At 67.2% G+C, this 15863-nt stretch carries 10 protein-coding genes; 3 read left to right on the forward strand and 7 right to left on the reverse strand.

Going from position 1 to position 15863, the window contains the following annotated elements; all coding sequences use genetic code 11:
• Positions 1–27 precede the first annotated feature (27 nt).
• The 3 genes from HUA74_RS46150 to HUA74_RS36785 form a co-directional block, all read right to left on the reverse strand.
• Positions 28–216, reverse strand: a complete 189-nt coding sequence (locus HUA74_RS46150) for a hypothetical protein (protein ID WP_254625421.1) — start codon at positions 214–216, stop codon at positions 28–30.
• Positions 200–1072 (reverse strand): TIGR02996 domain-containing protein, encoded by an 873-nt coding sequence (locus HUA74_RS36780; protein WP_254625422.1) that lies wholly within the window; start codon positions 1070–1072, stop codon positions 200–202. Before HUA74_RS36780 ends, HUA74_RS46150 begins: the two co-directional genes overlap by 17 nt.
• A gap of 270 nt (positions 1073–1342) precedes the next feature.
• Positions 1343–3106 carry a family 43 glycosylhydrolase gene (locus HUA74_RS36785; protein WP_254625423.1) on the reverse strand — a complete coding sequence of 588 codons (1764 nt, stop codon included), beginning with the start codon at positions 3104–3106 and terminating at the stop codon, positions 1343–1345.
• 523 nt (positions 3107–3629) lie between these two features.
• On the opposite strand from HUA74_RS36785, the gene HUA74_RS36790 reads away from it, so the two are divergent.
• Together HUA74_RS36790 and HUA74_RS36795 are read left to right on the forward strand one after the other, a co-directional pair.
• Entirely contained in the window at positions 3630–5549 is a 1920-nt protein-coding gene (locus tag HUA74_RS36790) for an FG-GAP-like repeat-containing protein (protein WP_174458320.1), read from the forward strand.
• Between the two features lie 327 nt (positions 5550–5876).
• Positions 5877–6245 (forward strand): glutathione S-transferase N-terminal domain-containing protein, encoded by a 369-nt coding sequence (locus tag HUA74_RS36795; protein WP_174458321.1) that lies wholly within the window; start codon positions 5877–5879, stop codon positions 6243–6245.
• A 71-nt stretch (positions 6246–6316) separates the two neighbouring features.
• Here HUA74_RS36795 and HUA74_RS36800 read toward each other — a convergent pair whose 3' ends face one another.
• Both HUA74_RS36800 and HUA74_RS36805 read right to left on the reverse strand, forming a co-directional pair.
• Complete coding sequence (locus HUA74_RS36800) at positions 6317–6520, reverse strand: transcription termination/antitermination NusG family protein (RefSeq protein ID WP_174458322.1); 204 nt, start codon at positions 6518–6520, stop codon at positions 6317–6319.
• A 144-nt stretch (positions 6521–6664) separates the two neighbouring features.
• The gene (locus HUA74_RS36805) at positions 6665–7252 is read right to left on the reverse strand and encodes a TetR/AcrR family transcriptional regulator (protein WP_174458323.1); all 588 of its coding nucleotides are present in this window, start codon (positions 7250–7252) and stop codon (positions 6665–6667) included.
• Between the two features lie 176 nt (positions 7253–7428).
• On the opposite strand from HUA74_RS36805, the gene HUA74_RS36810 reads away from it, so the two are divergent.
• Positions 7429–9195 carry a CocE/NonD family hydrolase gene (locus tag HUA74_RS36810; protein ID WP_174458324.1) on the forward strand — a complete coding sequence of 589 codons (1767 nt, stop codon included), beginning with the start codon at positions 7429–7431 and terminating at the stop codon, positions 9193–9195.
• Positions 9196–9415: 220 nt separating this feature from the next.
• Here HUA74_RS36810 and HUA74_RS36815 read toward each other — a convergent pair whose 3' ends face one another.
• Together HUA74_RS36815 and HUA74_RS36820 are read right to left on the reverse strand one after the other, a co-directional pair.
• Complete coding sequence (locus HUA74_RS36815) at positions 9416–12244, reverse strand: M20/M25/M40 family metallo-hydrolase (protein ID WP_174458325.1); 2829 nt, start codon at positions 12242–12244, stop codon at positions 9416–9418.
• Between the two features lie 62 nt (positions 12245–12306).
• The gene (locus HUA74_RS36820) at positions 12307–15810 is read right to left on the reverse strand and encodes a pyruvate carboxylase (RefSeq protein WP_174458326.1); all 3504 of its coding nucleotides are present in this window, start codon (positions 15808–15810) and stop codon (positions 12307–12309) included.
• Positions 15811–15863 lie beyond the last annotated feature (53 nt).

Consider the following 15863-nt stretch of genomic DNA (forward strand, 5'->3'; position numbering starts at 1 on the left):
AAATTCGTCCCTGACGAGACCTGGCCGCTACTCGCCCACCGCGACGTAGCGCTCATCCTCGTCGTAGTTGCGCTGGTTGCCCGCCGCCACGGTGTCCGCCAGCTTCGCCCCCTCCGGGGTGAGCGTGTTCTCCGTCACGTCCAGGTGCTTGAGGTGTTTGAACGCCTCGGCATTGTCCGCGAGCACCTTCGCGCCCAGGTCAGACAGACAGCCCATGGACAGGTCCAGCTTCTCGAGCTGGGGGAGCACCTTCGCGGTGGGCAACGCCTTCGCCAGCTCGTCCGTGAACTCCGCGTTGCACAAGCCCAGGGCCTTGAGGGCTGGCAATGGACTTGACGACCGCCAACGGCAGACTCCCTGTCTCGAGGGTGAAGTCGCGCAGCTCTGGCAGGTCCATTTCGCCCAGGTCCAGGGCCGCGCCGCGCAGCCGCAGCGAGCGCAGGTGGGGCAGCGCCGCGTAGAGCCCCGAGACACCGTTCAGGTAGGTCCAGGAGATTTCCAATTCCCTGGGGTAGTCGAAGTCGCCGAGGAAGAGGCTCTGAATCGTCGATGAGCCTTTGGCCTGGATGATGGCCTGGGTGACGTCTTCGTAGTCGTTCCCCCCGTCCGCCGTCACGATGCCGACGGTGAGTGACTTGAGGAATCGCGCGGAGGGGTGGGCAAGCAGCGTCGACACCGTCTCCGATACATCGAGCGTGGAGTTGAATTCCTTGCGACCCACTCTCGCGGCGCGGATGAACCCCAGGTGCCACTCCAGCGAGAGTTCCTCATCGGCCCACGGTGTCGCCAGCGAGCCGAGCAGCAGCGCCTGGTGCTTCTGGATGAGCGCCGTTACCCGGCGCTTGAGGTCGCTGGCCTCCGCGCCTTCGGCCTTCGATGCCGCGTGCTGGAGCGCGATGAGTTCACCGCGTGGGTCGCCCTGGCTCTGGAGCCAGTCTCCATAGACGAGGTACGTTTCTACGTTGTCCGGGTCCTTGAGGAGGGTGGCTTCGAACTCCGGATTGGATTTGCCCTCCGGCGTGCTCTCGCTGAGCTCGTTGGAGCTTGCTTCCTCGACCTCGTCCCGCGCCATGGCTGTCCACTCCCGCGCCGAACGTGGCGCGCCTCGGACCAGACGCTAGTGAGGTGGACCGTCACATGGCGAGGAGAACAGCGCCCCGGTGAGATATCTGGCGCCATTCTCCTCATGACCGCAGTCACCGTCGGGGCGCCTGCTGCGTGCCTCCTGGAGCCAGCACCTCCCTGGGAAGTCCATGGGTTGCGAGGCCGTCCTGGGGAGGCATGTATGGGCCTCCGGGTGGCATCGTCGTGCCTGCGCACCCGGAGGGGAGCTACAGGCGGCTCAGGGGATGACGATGTGCGAGTGCATGCCGCGCCCGTCATATGGCGTGGCGCCGCAGCGGGCACGGGCCCAGTCGCCATTCACCGCGGAGCAGATGCGGAAGGCCTGGATGTTGGAGGAGGGCACGTTGATGCCGGGCGTGTCGCAGCGCCCCAGGTAGGTCCAGGAGAGGCTCTTGTTGACGGAGGTGACGCCGATGCAGGGGCCAATCCACGCGCCGGTGTCTCGTCGCTGCACGTCGATGGAGTACTGAGCGGTGGTCTCCTCCTCGCTCCAGCTCAAGTCCACGAAGGGCGTGTAGCCACCCGGCAGGTCCAGGGTGACGTCGTCGGAGATGCCGTCATAGGCCCGCTCGACGAAGGGGCCCCAGACGTTGTTGTTCGAATAGAAGATGCGGAAGGCGGCGATGTCGCCTTTGGTCACCACGCGGTCTCCAGCGCTGCGGCACACCCCGTCGAAGACGGTCTTGTTGGCCTGTCCCAGGACGGCCACGGAGAGGCACGGGCCAACCACCGTGCCGTCGCGCAGCACGACGTCGAGCGAGTAGCTGTACCCGGTCAGCTTGTTCCACCGGACGTTCACCTGGTTGAGCGAGTGCAGCGAGCCGTCCGGCTTGAAGGCGACGCGTTGTTTGTACGTGCTGCGCGAGGTGAGGTTGCCCGAGGCGTCGAAGGCGCCGACGTGGAAGATGTTGAAATACTCACCCCGGCGCTCGACGATGACGTTGTGGCCGTGGCTCTGCACCAGCCTGCCAGCGGTGTTGCGCAGGGGCTGGGAGAGTCGCCGCACCGCCCGTGCTCGCGTGAGCTGGGGGATGGAGTCTCCCATCACATAATACATGGCGTACTGGCTGTTGTACCAACCACCGCTGAGGAGCAGGTAGTACTGGCCGTTGCGCTTGAAGACCTCGGGGGCCTCGTTGATGCCTTCCTCGTAGGCGGGCGTCGAGAAGATGGCCGGGCCCGCGTGGTTGTAGACGGTGCCGGGGGCGGCGGTGTTGAAGGAGGAGATGTTGTTGCCCCGGTCGAACCAGACATAGAAGAACCAGCGGCCCGATGTGTCATTGAACGTGGCCGAGTCGATGCGGATGTTCCGGTTGCAGCCCTGAGGCAGGCACCCGGTGCCGGTGGAGGTGCGAGGCCAGGTGGTGTTGGCGTTGATGGGCTGGGGCGCGCCGAACTGGAGGTTCAGGTCGGGAGCGGTGGCCACGAAGGTGGTCACCTCCTGGCCGGACGGAGGACACGCGGCGCCGTTGGGGACCCGGTGCGCCGAGAAGTACAGCTGGTACACGCCTTCGTATTTGCCGAGGTCCGGGGCCCAGAGGAAGCAATAGTCATACACGGGGTCGGCCACGGACGGGTCATAGGAGCGCTTGAGCTGGAAGCTCGTCAGGTCTCGCGTCTCGTAGATGGGTAACTGCCACCCGTTGCCGGTGCCGGACAGGAAGAACAGGTCATCGTGTTCCTTGTAGACGTCGGGGTCCGCCATCCCCGGGACGAGCAGTGTGCGCCGTCCGTAGTCGCCACCGCGCGTGGCGCAGGCGGCGTCGGTGAAGCCCTCGTCACAGATGCAGCGCGCGGTGCCTGCCTCGTCACGACAGACGCCATGACCGCTGCAGGTGACGCCGTCGCAGACGCCAGCGAGGGCGTGCGATGTCGAGTGAGCCTCTTGTTTGGGCTCCAGCTCCGGTGACGATTCACCCCCACATCCGACGAAGACCAGGAAGAGCGCGGACAGCGGGACGACGACACGTGCGATGTGCATGGACTTCCTCCTGGGAGCAGCGTCGCAGGAAGGAGGCATCGGATCATGCATCTGTAGAAAGAGCGCCTCTCGTCATCCCGCTCGGTCCACGGGACGCCCCGGACGTCGGGTGTGATCCCACGCTCCTCGGGCATGAGATCAGACCTTCTCGAAGAAGGCGATCAGGCGGCTCGTCACCTCTTCGCCTTCGTCTCCACACGAAGGGACGTGCGGGCAAGACGCCCAAGGACGTCTGCGTCGTCGGGGCGCTGCCCACCTGCGGGCGACTCAGCGTCGAATCTGTGATGGGTTTGTGCTGACTCATGCATGGTTTTGGCTGTGCGAAGCTACGGGCATTGTGCCGAATCGGCAGGAATCTTACCGCGGTCATGAATTGGCAATTGACAGGCCACCGTCGGGGCGTTATGAATTTCACTGCGGGTGAATAAAAACAGCCCGCGTTCAACGTCAGTCTAGCTTGGTGCCCGCGAGCTCCGCGCAAGCCGTCGCGAGGCCGTGGTGCGTCCTTTCAGGGGGGAACTCAATGAAACACAAATCAATTTCGCTCGTCATCATGATCACGGGGGCCGGTTTGCTCGGCCTCATCGGCGGTTGCAGCCCGATTTCCGTCGAAGACAATGACGCGTACGTCGGTTCGGCCGACTCCGCCCTCACCGCCGACCAGTGCGATTACTTCGACGTCAATGGTAAAGTCCATATCTGCCACAAGACCAGCTCGACGACTCATCCCTACACAATCGTCCGTGTTAGCGAGCAGGCGTGTATCAACGCGCACAGCGCTCACGACGGCGACTACGTCACCAGCCTCGACCCGACCTCGCCGATCTACGACCCGACGTGCAGCGGCCAGGGCTGCCTGTCCGTGAACGCGCCGTGCGACGCCACGGTCCCCTGTTGCGACGGCCTCACGTGCCAGAGCGGCACCTGCGTCGACGTCAACGAGTGCGTCGCCGGTACCGACAACTGTAGCGAAAACGCCACCTGTACCAACACCGTGGGCTCCTTCACCTGCGCCTGCAATGCGGGCTACGAGGGCGACGGCGTGACCTGCACCAACATCGACGAGTGCGCCGCAAGCCCCTGCCTGAACGGCGGCACCTGCATCGACGGCGTGGGTAGCTACACCTGCGAGTGCGCGCCTACCTACGAGGGGCCCAACTGCCAGGATTGCTCCGGCACCCTCGGGGACTGCAACGGGGACTCGTCCGACGGCTGCGAGGTGAATCTCCAGAGCGACGCCGATAGCTGTGGCGCCTGCGGCATCGTGTGCGCGACGGGCCAGATCTGCTCGAACGCCACCTGCCAGGCCGCCCCCCCCGGCCAGGTCCCCGGCACGCCGGTCAGCACCCCCGCGAACCACAACCCGCTGGCCCCGGCGGTCGCCGATGTGAATGGCGACGGCAAGCTCGACATCCTGGTGGCCAACGCCGAATCGGGGTCGATCCTGTTCCCCTCTGGCTCGCTTTCCGTTTTCCTGGGGAACGGCGACGCCAGCGTCCAGCCGGAGGTCAACTACGGGAGCGCCTCGCTCTCCAGCAACGCGGTCGTGGCCGTGGACGTGGACGGCGACGGGTGGCTCGACGCCGTCACCGTCAACGGACAGACCAACCTGCTCCTCATCAACGGAAACATCAGCGTGTACAAGAACCTGGGCCCGAGCGCGCCCGGGACCTTCGGCGCGCCCACGAGTTTCACCACCGGCACCCCGGGCTCCGTCCACCTCTGCACCGGGGACTTCAATCACGACGGGGTGGCTGACATCGCCACGACAAGCGTGACCCTGAGCCAGGTGAGCGTGCTCTTCGGTACCGGCGCGGGCAGCTTCGGCGCGCCGACGTTCATCGGCATCCCGAACACCGGCGGCGCGCAGTCGACCATCGCCTGCCGTGACCTGAACAGCGATGGCTTCTCCGATATCGTGGTGACGAGCCCCGCCAGCGCACGCCTGTCGATCCTCATCAACCAGGGCGACGGCTCGTTCGCCGCACCCGTCGCCTACAGCAATTCCGCCAGCGGCCAGACGGCGGGCATCGCCTTCGGCGACGCCAACGGCGACGGCACGCTCGACATCCTCTCGAACGGCGCGGCCGGCCGGTTCCTCTTCTTCTTCAGAGGGAACGGCAATGGCACCTTCGCGAGCGGCGTTCAGTCAACCGCCGCGGCCAATACGGCCGCCAACTCGGCGCTGGGCGTCGTGGCCGATGACTTCAATGGCGATGGCAAGCTCGACGCCTACATCCTCGTGACAGCGGCCTCGGGCGGCGTCCGCCCGATGACCGGCAACGGCAACGGAGGCTTCACCGCGGGCGCCGTCGTCACGACCGGCGCCTCGCCTGGCCTCAACGCCATCGCCACCGCGGACATGGACGCGGATGGGTACGCCGATCTCATCCTGACCAACAGGGGCTCCGGCACCGTGACCGTGGTCCCGAACGGACTCTGAGGAGCTGTCCGCGATGCCGCAATGGGGCGGTGTGCCCTGATCTCAGCGCGGTCTCGATAGGAGAATCGGTGCGCCGCGTGTTTCGCGCGCGGCGCACCGGGTGAGAGTCCCCTGTTCGAGGAGCTCCGCAATCGGCCGGCCTCCTGAAAGCTGCTGACGGGCAACCGGATACGGTAGGACCGGGCATGCAGCGCGCCGCAATCCGATTGTGCTCACCACGGGCATCGCGAAGAAGGGTGAACGCTTGGTGGGGGTGTCCCCTCGGTATGCGTGCGAGCTCGAGAGCGGAGGCTGGAGAGGGGTGCCCGCGAGAAGTAGGGTGGGCGCATGCTCAAGATCGACAGCTTTTCGCGAGTCGACAAGATGGCGCGCGGCATCACGCGTGACCTGCGCGTGAACTGGGCGCTCGAAGAGATCGGAATGCCATACGAGATCGTGGGCATGGATCACCCCAACCACGACCTGGACTCACCGGAGTTCCGCGCGAAGAACCCGTTCGGGCAGCTTCCCGTGATCGACGACAACGGCGTCGTGGTCACCGCCATCTTCCGGGCCATCCGCTCCTTCGGGGTGCGTCCCGCTGGCAGACGGCCGCTGACTTTCGGTGGCGCTTCCCCATGCTTCTGGCGGCCGGTAGCGATGGATGGCTCGACGCCAACTGACTCCAGCCAGTGGACATTCTTCGCGGAGAAGTAGCCTGCGTCCGCGCTCAGCTTTCGGGGCACCGCTTCGAGGTGGGCGGCTGCCCGGTCCAACATTGAGCATCCTCATCCCCGGCCGGGCAAGCCCTCGCTACGAATACCGCGACAGGCTCTTCGCTGGATGAGCACGTATCCTGGAGAGTTCATTCCGTCGGCGGGAATCCATGTCTGGCAATGCAAGTCATAGGCCTTCATCCGTTCAAGGAGCGCGTCCTTCACCCTGTTCTCGTGGCCCGTGTTGACTTGGATCTTGAACCAGCTCTTGGCCATGATGTCTCGCTCTCCTGAGCGGTTCCGCCGCACGCAACGCGGACTCCTCCCGCACTGTTAATCATGCAGCCTTGGAAAGTGCGCCTCTCGGTCAACGGGACGCCCCGGGCGTCGGGTGCGGTCCCACGCTCCTCGGACATGGGCTCAGACCTTCTCGAAGAAGGCGACCAGGCGGCTTGCGACGAGCTCACTGTCGAGGTCACGGTCGATGCTGACCCTGACCACGAAGCCTTGAACGGCCGTGACGACGGCGTCGGAAATCTCGTCCGCGGCAGTGTCCGGATTCCTCGTTCTTGCTCGCGCGGGAGCCTGACACCAGGGTAGCAACGCTGACCGCACGAGTGCGCGAAACTCGATCACACTGTCCCGAGCGATCTCTTCAATCTCCGCGTCGCGAGGCACGTCCGCCCATATCTGAAGGAGGGTCTGCGCGTGCGCCTTGTCGCTCCTCGACCGCAGCAGGTGCGCGAGGACGCTGGCGGGAGTGCGCTCCGCAGGCAGCTCGTCACTCACCGTCGCGACCAGCTCGCTCAGCGCCATCGAGGCGGCGAAGCGCAAGAGCTCGGCCTTGCTCGAGAAGTGCGAGTAGACCGAGCCGGCGGATGAGCCCGCCTCGCGGATGATGTCCGCCATCGAGGTGCTGGTGACGCCCTGACGAGCAAAGCAGCGCATGGCTGCAGCCGCGATGCTCTCGCGCCGCCGCTGCCTCGAACCTTCGCTCAGCTTGGGCATGACGGAAGATTAATCCCACTCACGACAGATTCGTCACACCTCCGTTCGACTTGACAAACAGAATGAACGTTCTTTATGTCGAGGAGGTCGGGAGCGCGGATATCCATGTCCGGGGCCCGAAGGGCGAGGACCGGCACGGGGCTGGTCCCTGGTTGAAGAGACACGAGGAGTTCGTCATGAGCGATGACCAGAAGGTGTTCGTACCGTCCCAGCCGCTGAAGCCGGGCGCCAGGTACGGCGTCTTGAGTGGGTTCGAACCAGGCACGCGAACCCTGCCGGCCGGATTCAAGATCGCGCCCCCGTTCCAGTCGGTGCCGGTCGAAATCGTCCTCGAGAAGGACGTTGCCGTCACCTTGAGGGACGGCGTGAAGATCTACGTCGATGTGCTTCGCCCCGCCGGAACGCAGAAGGTGCCGGTCATCGTGGCATGGAGCCCGTACGGGAAGGGCCAGGGGACCTCCCCGAGCGTGATGGGCATCTTCCAGATGGTCGGGCTCGACAACGGGATTGTGTCGGGGCTGGAGAAGTTCGAGGGGCCGGACCCGGCGTACTGGTGCGCGCGGGGCTACGCGATCTGCAATCCCGACATTCGGGGCGTGGCCGAGTCCGACGGGGACAGCGTCATCTGGGATCGCCAGGAGGGACGCGACTGCTACGACCTGATCGAGTGGCTGGCCGTCCAGGAGTGGTGCACCGGTAAGGTCGCGATGAGCGGGACGTCCTATCTCGCGGTGTCGCAGTGGTTCACCGCCGCCGAACAGCCCCCGCACCTCGCGGCGATCAACCCCTGGGAGGGCGTCAGTGACGTCTACAGGGACCTCGTCCTGCGCGGCGGCATGCCTGACACGGGGTTCGCGAGGCAGCTGCAGGACAACAGCTACTGGGGCAAGGGGCGCAAAGAGGACATCCTCGCGGAGGCCGAGCGGTATCCCCTCATGACCGAACTGTGGGAGAACAAGATCCCGCGCTTCGACCAGATCACCGTTCCGGCATACGTGGTGGCCAGCTACTCGAACACCCTGCACACGGCGGGCACGTTCCGCGCATGGCGCCGGATGGCCTCGAAGGAGAAGTGGCTCCGCATCCACAACTCCCAGGAGTGGCCCGACTACTACGACGAAGCGAACAGGGAGGAGCTGCGCCGCTTCTTCGACCGCTACCTGAAGGGCGAGGACAACGGGTGGGAGCAGACGCCGCGCGTCCGGTACTCCGTCCTGGATCTCGAAGGCGGCGATCAGGTCGCGGTCGGTGCGGGCGAGTTCCCCCCGAAGGACGTCACGCCGACGAAGTACTACCTCGACGGCCGCTCGCGCGCCTTGACCACGACAGCCCCGAGCGCTGAAGCGACGGCGGTCTACGACGTGAGCTCCAACCCCGATGCGGTGTCGTTCATCACGCGCTTCGACAAGGAGACCGTCCTGGTCGGCTACCCGAAGGCGTACCTCTGGGTCGAAGCACGCGGCTCGGACGACATGGACCTCTTCATCCTCGTCCAGAAGCTCGATGCGTACGGCACGCCCCTGCAGCAGTTCACTGTGCCCAACCAGAGCGCGCTGGTGCAGGACATCACCGAGCGCGGCGCATCGATTCTCCGGTACAAGGGCTCGGACGGACGCCTGCGTGTCTCTCTGCGCCACCTGGACGAGACGCTGTCGACAGATGCGGTGCCCGCCCACAGCTTCGACAGGGTCGAGAAGCTCTCACCTGGTGAGGTCGTCGAGGTCGAAATCGATCTGCTCCCGATCGGCCTCGCGTTCCACTCCGGCGAACAGCTCCGCTTCGTCATCAGCGGCAGGAGCCTTCTGGGAACGATGATGCCCGGAATCCGCGAGTACACGCCTGCCAACAGCGGACAGCACGTCGTCCACACCGGCGGCAAGCACGCCTCCTATCTGCAACTGCCCGTCCAGGCGAGGCGTCAAGGAACGGCAGTCAAGGGGTGATCGACCCAACGAGAGACGATGGCTTTTGGCTGTCGACCTCGTGTCCGTTCCCACTGTCTTGCTTTCAAGCTTCGGCCCGGACCTGGTCCGTGGGGTTGAGTCCCGCTGACTCAGGTGCAGCGGAAGCACCACGGGCCCGGGGCGTCCTGCTGGAACGCCATCCGGGCCCGCGCTGTGATTCACCTTCGGGGGCTCGACTCGAGCCCCAATACAAATCAGCTCAGCGAGGGCGCTTGCTCTCCTGGAACGTCACCTCGAGCGGGACTTCCTTGCCCTCGCGCAGCACTCGCGCCTCCACCGTCTCACCCGGCTTGGAGGAGTTGAGCACGAACATCAGGTCCTCCACGCCGCCGATGACGTGCTTGCCCAGTCGCACGAGGATGTCACCCCGCAGCATTCCAGCCTGGTCCGCCGCGCCTCCCGCGCGCACTCCCGCGAGCAACATGCCCTTCTGCCCGTTGGGCGGGCCCGCATAGTCAGGCACCGTGCCCAGCGACGCGTTGAAGCTGCGCAGGTCTCCGCGCGGAGTGGGGGAGGGGACCTTGCGGTAGGTCAACGCCGCCGTCCCATCCAGGCCCACCGTCACTGCCGACACGATGCGCGCCACCTGCGCGGTGCCCACCGCGTTGATGCCCTCCACCGTGTCCGTGGGCTTGTGGTAGTCCGAGTGCGCTCCCGTGAAGAAGTGCAGCACCGGCACGCCCGCCGCGTAGAAGGGCGAGTGGTCGCTCGGGCCGTACCCGTCACCGCTCGGGTTGCAGGTGACGCGAGCCTCGTCGCACGCGCGCGCGAGCAGCGGCCCCCACTCGGTGGCGGACTCGGCGCCCAGCACCGACAGGCCACCGGACCGCAGCCGGCCCACCATGTCCAGGTTCAGCATCGCGGTGACCTGCTTCATCCCCGCGTCCCCCTGCTGCCGGGTGAAGTGCGTGGAGCCGAGCAGGCCCGTCTCCTCACCCGAGAACGCGAGGAAGAGCACGTCGTGCTTCAGCTCCGCGCGGCGCTCCTTCAGCGTGCGGGCAATCTCCAACAGCGCCGCGACGCCCGAGGCGTTGTCATCCGCGCCGCCATGCGCCTCGTGCCGGTCCGGCATCAGCGAGCCACGTCCACCGAAGCCCAGGTGGTCATAGTGCGCGCCCACCACGACGAGGCCCGGCAGCTTGCCCTCGCCCGCCTCCAGCACCGCCGCGACGTTGAAGGCCGCGCGCTGCTCGAACTCGAGCTTCACGTCCACCTGCGCGTCCACGCGCTTGCGCGACAGCAGCGAGCCCATCACCGGCTCCATCGCCGCGCGCTTCACCACGACGACCGGGAGCCCCGCGTCGCCCACGCCCTCGGGATGCAGGACGGGCAGGGTCGCCTCGGGAGGCATCCGCCACTCCTTGGGCGCGGGCGTAGGGGCCTGGGGCCAGTCCACGACGATGAGCGCCTTCGCGCCACGCTGCGCCGCCTGCCAGGCCTTGTAGCGGAGGTCACCGAAGCGGCGCTGCTTGTCCGTGTCGGAGAACTCGGGGGCGTCCGGGACGAAGCGGCGCACCACGACAATCTTCCCCTTCACCGACAGCTTCGCGTAGTCGTCCACCTTGAGCGACGGCTCCACGATTCCGTAACCCGCGAACACCAGCGCGCCCTGCGCCTGTCCCTGTCCGGAGAAGCCGAGCACCGTGTACGCATCCGTCGGGAGCACCGTCTTCCCGAGTCGCACCTGAGTCCCAGCCCCGGGCTGCACGGCGGTGGTGACGGGGAACGCCTGCCGGAACGTCCCGGTGTCACCCGCGGGCGTCAGACCCAGCTCCTGGAACCGCGTCTCGATGAGTCCTCCGGCGGCCTCAAGGCCCTTCGTGCCGATGCCCCGACCCTCCTGTGCGGGCGCCGCGAGGAAGGAGACGTCCTCGCGAATGCGGTCCGCGGCGGCCGACGGCGCACCCGAGGCCGGCTTCACGTCATCCACCCAGCGGGCAATGAACAGGTTGGTGTCGCTCTTTCCCTGCGCGGTGGCGCGGTTGCTGGAGAAGGCCAGCCACTTGCCGTCCGGCGAGAACATGGGGAAGCCGTCGAAGCCCGGCGCATACGTGATGCGCTCCAGGTTGGAGCCGTCCACGTCCACCGCCCAGATGTCGAACTCGCGGCCCTTGGGGTCGCCGTGGTTGGACGCGAACAGGATGCGCCGGCCATTGGGGTGGAAGAAGGGCGCGAAGGCGGCGCCGTTCAGCCAGGTGATCTGCTTCGCCTCCGAGCCGTCCGCGTTGGCCACGTACAGCTCCAGCTTCGTCGGCCGCACCAGTCCGCGCTTGAGCAGTCCCTGGTAGTCGTCCAGGGCCTTGCCGGCCTGCGGACGCGACGCACGCCACACAATCTTGGAGCAGTCCGCGTTGAAGAACGCGCCGCCGTCATAGCCGGGCGTGTGCGTCAGTCGCTTCACGTTCTTCCCGTCGCGGTCCATCCGGTACAGCTCCAGGTCGCCATCCCGCACGGACGTGAAGATGATGGAGCCATCCTTGCCGCAGACGGTGCCCTCCGCGTCGTAGCCCGGCGTCTCCGTCAGTCGCATCAGCCCGCTGCCATCCGCGTTCGACTTGAAGATGTCGTACGTGTCGTAGAGAGCCCAGACGTAGCCCATGGAGTGGTCGGGCTTGGGCGGGCACGCCTCGCCACCCAGGTGCGTGGAGGCGTAGATGACCGCCTGGTCGCCGGGCAGGAAGTGCGCGCACGTCGTCGCGCCCTGGCCGCTGGAGACCGGCGTCACCGTGGCGGCGGCGCCGCTCGCGGGGTCCACCGCCATCCGGTAGATGCGGTCACAGCCCATGCCCTCGTGCCGGGCCTGGAGCGAGAGCTGCTTGCCGTCGAAGGACCAGTAGGCCTCGGCGTTCTCTCCGCCGAAGGTCATCTGCCGCAGGTCCGCAAGCCGGACTTCTTCCGGGAGCGCGGGCACCTGGGGCGCGGTGCCAGCGGGGCCGGAGCTCGCCGCGGTCTCGGAGGTCGACGGCGACGTGTTGGAGGGAGTGGCGCAGGACACCAGGGCCAGGAAGGACAGGAGTGCACGCTTCATGGGGCGCGACCATGTCAAAGGCCGCGCCCACACTCAACGGCCGGCTGTTCCTTCTCGCGGCCCTACTGGAGCACCGCGAGCAGGTCTCCGCCCTGGACGGAGGCCTTCAGCGTCGTCGCCACCTCCGCGACGGTGCCCGCGCGAGGGGCGCGCACCACCGTCTCCATCTTCATCGCCTCCAGCGTGACGAGCGGCGCACCCGCGTCCACCTTGGCCCCCGCCTTGATGTGCACGGCGATGACCGTGCCCGGCATGCTCGCGGCGACGTGGTTGGGATTGGCGCGGTCTGCCTGACGGCGCGACTCCACGCGAGCCGCGCGGCTGCGGTCCCTCACCTGCACCGTGCGGTTGTGGCCGTTGAGCGCGAAGTAGACGGTGCGCAGGCCGTCCTCGTCCGGCTCGCCCACCGCGGACAGGCTGATGACCAGCGTCTTGCCCGGCTCCAGGTCCACCCAGATCTCCTGGCCCACCTCCATGCCGTAGAAGTAGTTGGGCGTGTCGAGGATGGAGACGTCCTCGTAGCGCGCGGCATCGTCCAGGTAGCCCGCCATGACGCGCGGGTAGAGCGCGCTGGAGATGGCGTCCACGCGAGACAGCGGCTGGCCCGTCTTCTTCGACAGCTCGGCGCGCAGGGCCTCCAGGTCCAACGCGGGGAGGCTCGCGGACGGGCGGCCCTCCACGCGCGGCAGGCCCTTGAGCACCGCGGCGCGCAGGTCCTCGGGGAAGCCGTTGGGCGGTTGGCCCAGCTCGCCCCGGAAGTAGCCCACCACGCTGGAGGGGAAGTCCAACCGGGGCGCCTCCGCGATGAGCTTCACGTGCGTCAGCGTGGCGGCCTCCGCCAGCGTGGGCGCGCGCACCATCAGGTCGTTCTTCAGGAGGAAGATGGCGAAGTCGCCCACCATCTTCGACGACGGCGTCACCTTGGGGATGTCACCCACCAGCACGTTGACCAGCGCGAAGGCGTCCTTCACGTCGTTCCATCGGCTGAGCAGGCCCATCTCCGCGACCTGCGGCCGGAGGTTGGAGTACTGACCGCCCGGAATCTCGTGGTAGTAGACCTCGCTCGTCGTGCTCTTGAGGCCGCTTTCGAAGGGGGCGTAGTACTCGCGCACGTCCTCCCAGTAGTTGGCGAGCGGCTGCAGCCGTGCGTTGGCCAGGCCCGTCTCACGCGGATGGCCGCGCAGGGCGCTCACCAGCGCGTTGAGGCTGGGCTGACTGGTGAGGCCCGCCATGCTGCCCAGGGCCACGTCGACGATGTGGACCCCGTGCTCGATGGCCTCCAGGTAGCTGGCGATGCCATTGCCCGCGGTGTCGTGCATGTGCAGGTGGATGGGCAGCTTCGTCACCTCGCGCAGTCGGTCCATCAGCATGGCCGCCGCGCGCGGACGCAACAGGCCCGCCATGTCCTTGATGCACAGGAAGTGCGCGCCCGAGTCCTCGATGCGCTTCGCCAGGTCCGCGTAGTAGTCGAGCGTGTACTTCTTGCGCTTGGGGTTGGCGACGTCGCCCGTGTAGCAGATGGCCACCTCCGCCACCTTGCCCGTCTTGATCACACGGCGGATGGACACGTCCATGCTGCCCAGGTCGTTGAGGCTGTCGAAGATGCGGAAGACGTCCACGCCCGCCTCGGCCGCCTCGTCGATGAACGCCTCCACCACGTTGTTCGGATAGCTGGTGTAGCCCACGGCGTTGGCGCCACGCAGCAGCATCTGGAGCAGCAGGTTGGGCGCCGCGGCCTTCAGCGCCCGCAGCCGGGCCCACGGGTCCTCGTTGAGGAAGCGGTACGCGGTGTCGAACGTCGCGCCGCCCCAGCTCTCCAGGCTGAACAGGTCCGACGCCAGGTGCGCCGTGGCGGGGGCCACCCGCAGCACGTCCCGGGTGCGCATGCGCGTCGCCAGCAGCGACTGGTGCGCGTCCCGCATCGTCGTGTCCGTCAGCAGCACGCGCTTCTGCGCGAGCACCCACTCGGCCAGTCCCCGAGGACCCTTCTCCGCGAGAATCTGCGCGGTGCCTCGGGGCGGAGGGCCGGGAGGCGCCACCGGCAGGCGCGGCTCCATGAACTGCGTGGGCTTGAGCCGCTGGTGGCTCTTGATGGTGGGGTGGCCGTTGACGATGACCTCGGCCAGATAGGTGAGCAGCTTGCTGGCGCGGTCTCTCCGGGGCGCCAGGTGGAACAGCTCCGGCGTCTCGTCGATGAAGCGCGTGTATGTCTTGCCCGCCTGGAAGTCGGGGTGGTGCAGCACGTTCTCCAGGAACGGGAGGTTCGTCTTCACGCCTCGGATGCGGAACTCGCGCAGGGCGCGCTGGCCCTTCATCACCGCGCCCTGGAAGGTGGGCGCGTAGGCGATGACCTTCACCAGCATGGAGTCGTAGAACGGGGAGATGTGCGCGTTGGTGTAGCCGTTCGAGCCATCCAGGCGGATGCCGAAGCCGGTGGCCGCGCGCCAGGCGGTGATGACTCCCGCGTCCGGCATGAAGTTGTTGGACGGGTCCTCCGTGGTGACGCGCAGCTGTACCGCGAAGCCTCGTGGCTGGATGGACTCCTGCGAGGGGATGCCCACCTCGGGCGAGTCCAGCGCGTGGCCCTCCGCGATGCGAATCTGGCTTTGCACCAGGTCCACGCCCGTCACCTGCTCCGTGACGGTGTGCTCCACTTGGAGTCGTGCGTTGCACTCGATGAAGTAGAAGTGGTCGTCGCCGACGAGGAACTCCGCCGTGCCCGCGCTGCTGTAGCCCGCCTCCCTCGCCAGCCGCACCGCCGCGTCGCAGATGGCGTGCTTGAGCGCCGGGGCCAGGTTGGGCGCGGGAGCGATCTCGATGACCTTCTGGTGCCGCCGCTGCACCGAGCAGTCGCGCTCGTGCAGGTGGACCAGCTGCCCATGCAGGTCTCCGAGCAGCTGCACCTCGATGTGCCGCACCCGCTCCAGGAACTTCTCCAGGAACACGGCCGAGGAGCCAAAGGCGCTCTTCGCCTCCGAGCGCGCCGAGGCGAGCGCCGCCTCCAGCTCCTTCTCCTCGCGCACCACGCGCATGCCGCGCCCGCCGCCGCCGTGGGCCGCCTTCACGAGCACCGGGCCGCCGTGCGTGGAGAAGAACTCCCGCGCGCGGGCCAGCACCTGGGCGTCGTCACCCTCCAGCGTCGTGCCCGGCACGGTGGGCACGCCCACCTGCTGCGCGAGCGCCTTGGCGGCGACCTTGTCTCCCATGGTCCGCACGACGGCGGAGCGGGGGCCGATGAAGCGGATGCCGCGGCGCTCGCAGGCCTCGGCGAAGTCGGCGTTCTCCGACAGGAAACCGTAGCCCGGGTGGATGGCGTCCACCCCGGCTCGCTCCGCCACGTCGAGGATTTCGTCGATGCCCAGGTAGGCTTCCACGGGGCGCTTGCCGTGACCGACCCGGTAGGCCTCATCGGCCTTGTGGCGGTGCTCGTGCGTCCGGTCCTCGTCGCTGTAGATGGCGACGGTGCGGATGCCAAGCTCGTTGCAGGCGCGAAACACGCGGATGGCGATCTCACCGCGGTTGGCGCACAGCACTTTCTGGATGGGTCGGATGGGGGCGGAAGCCATGGCTGGGTAGAGGGGATAGGGCGCTTCCCCCTCCCAGCGCAACTGGCCCGTTT

The organism is Myxococcus sp. CA051A (assembly GCF_013336705.1).
GTDB lineage: Bacteria > Myxococcota > Myxococcia > Myxococcales > Myxococcaceae > Myxococcus > Myxococcus llanfairpwllgwyngyllgogerychwyrndrobwllllantysiliogogogochensis.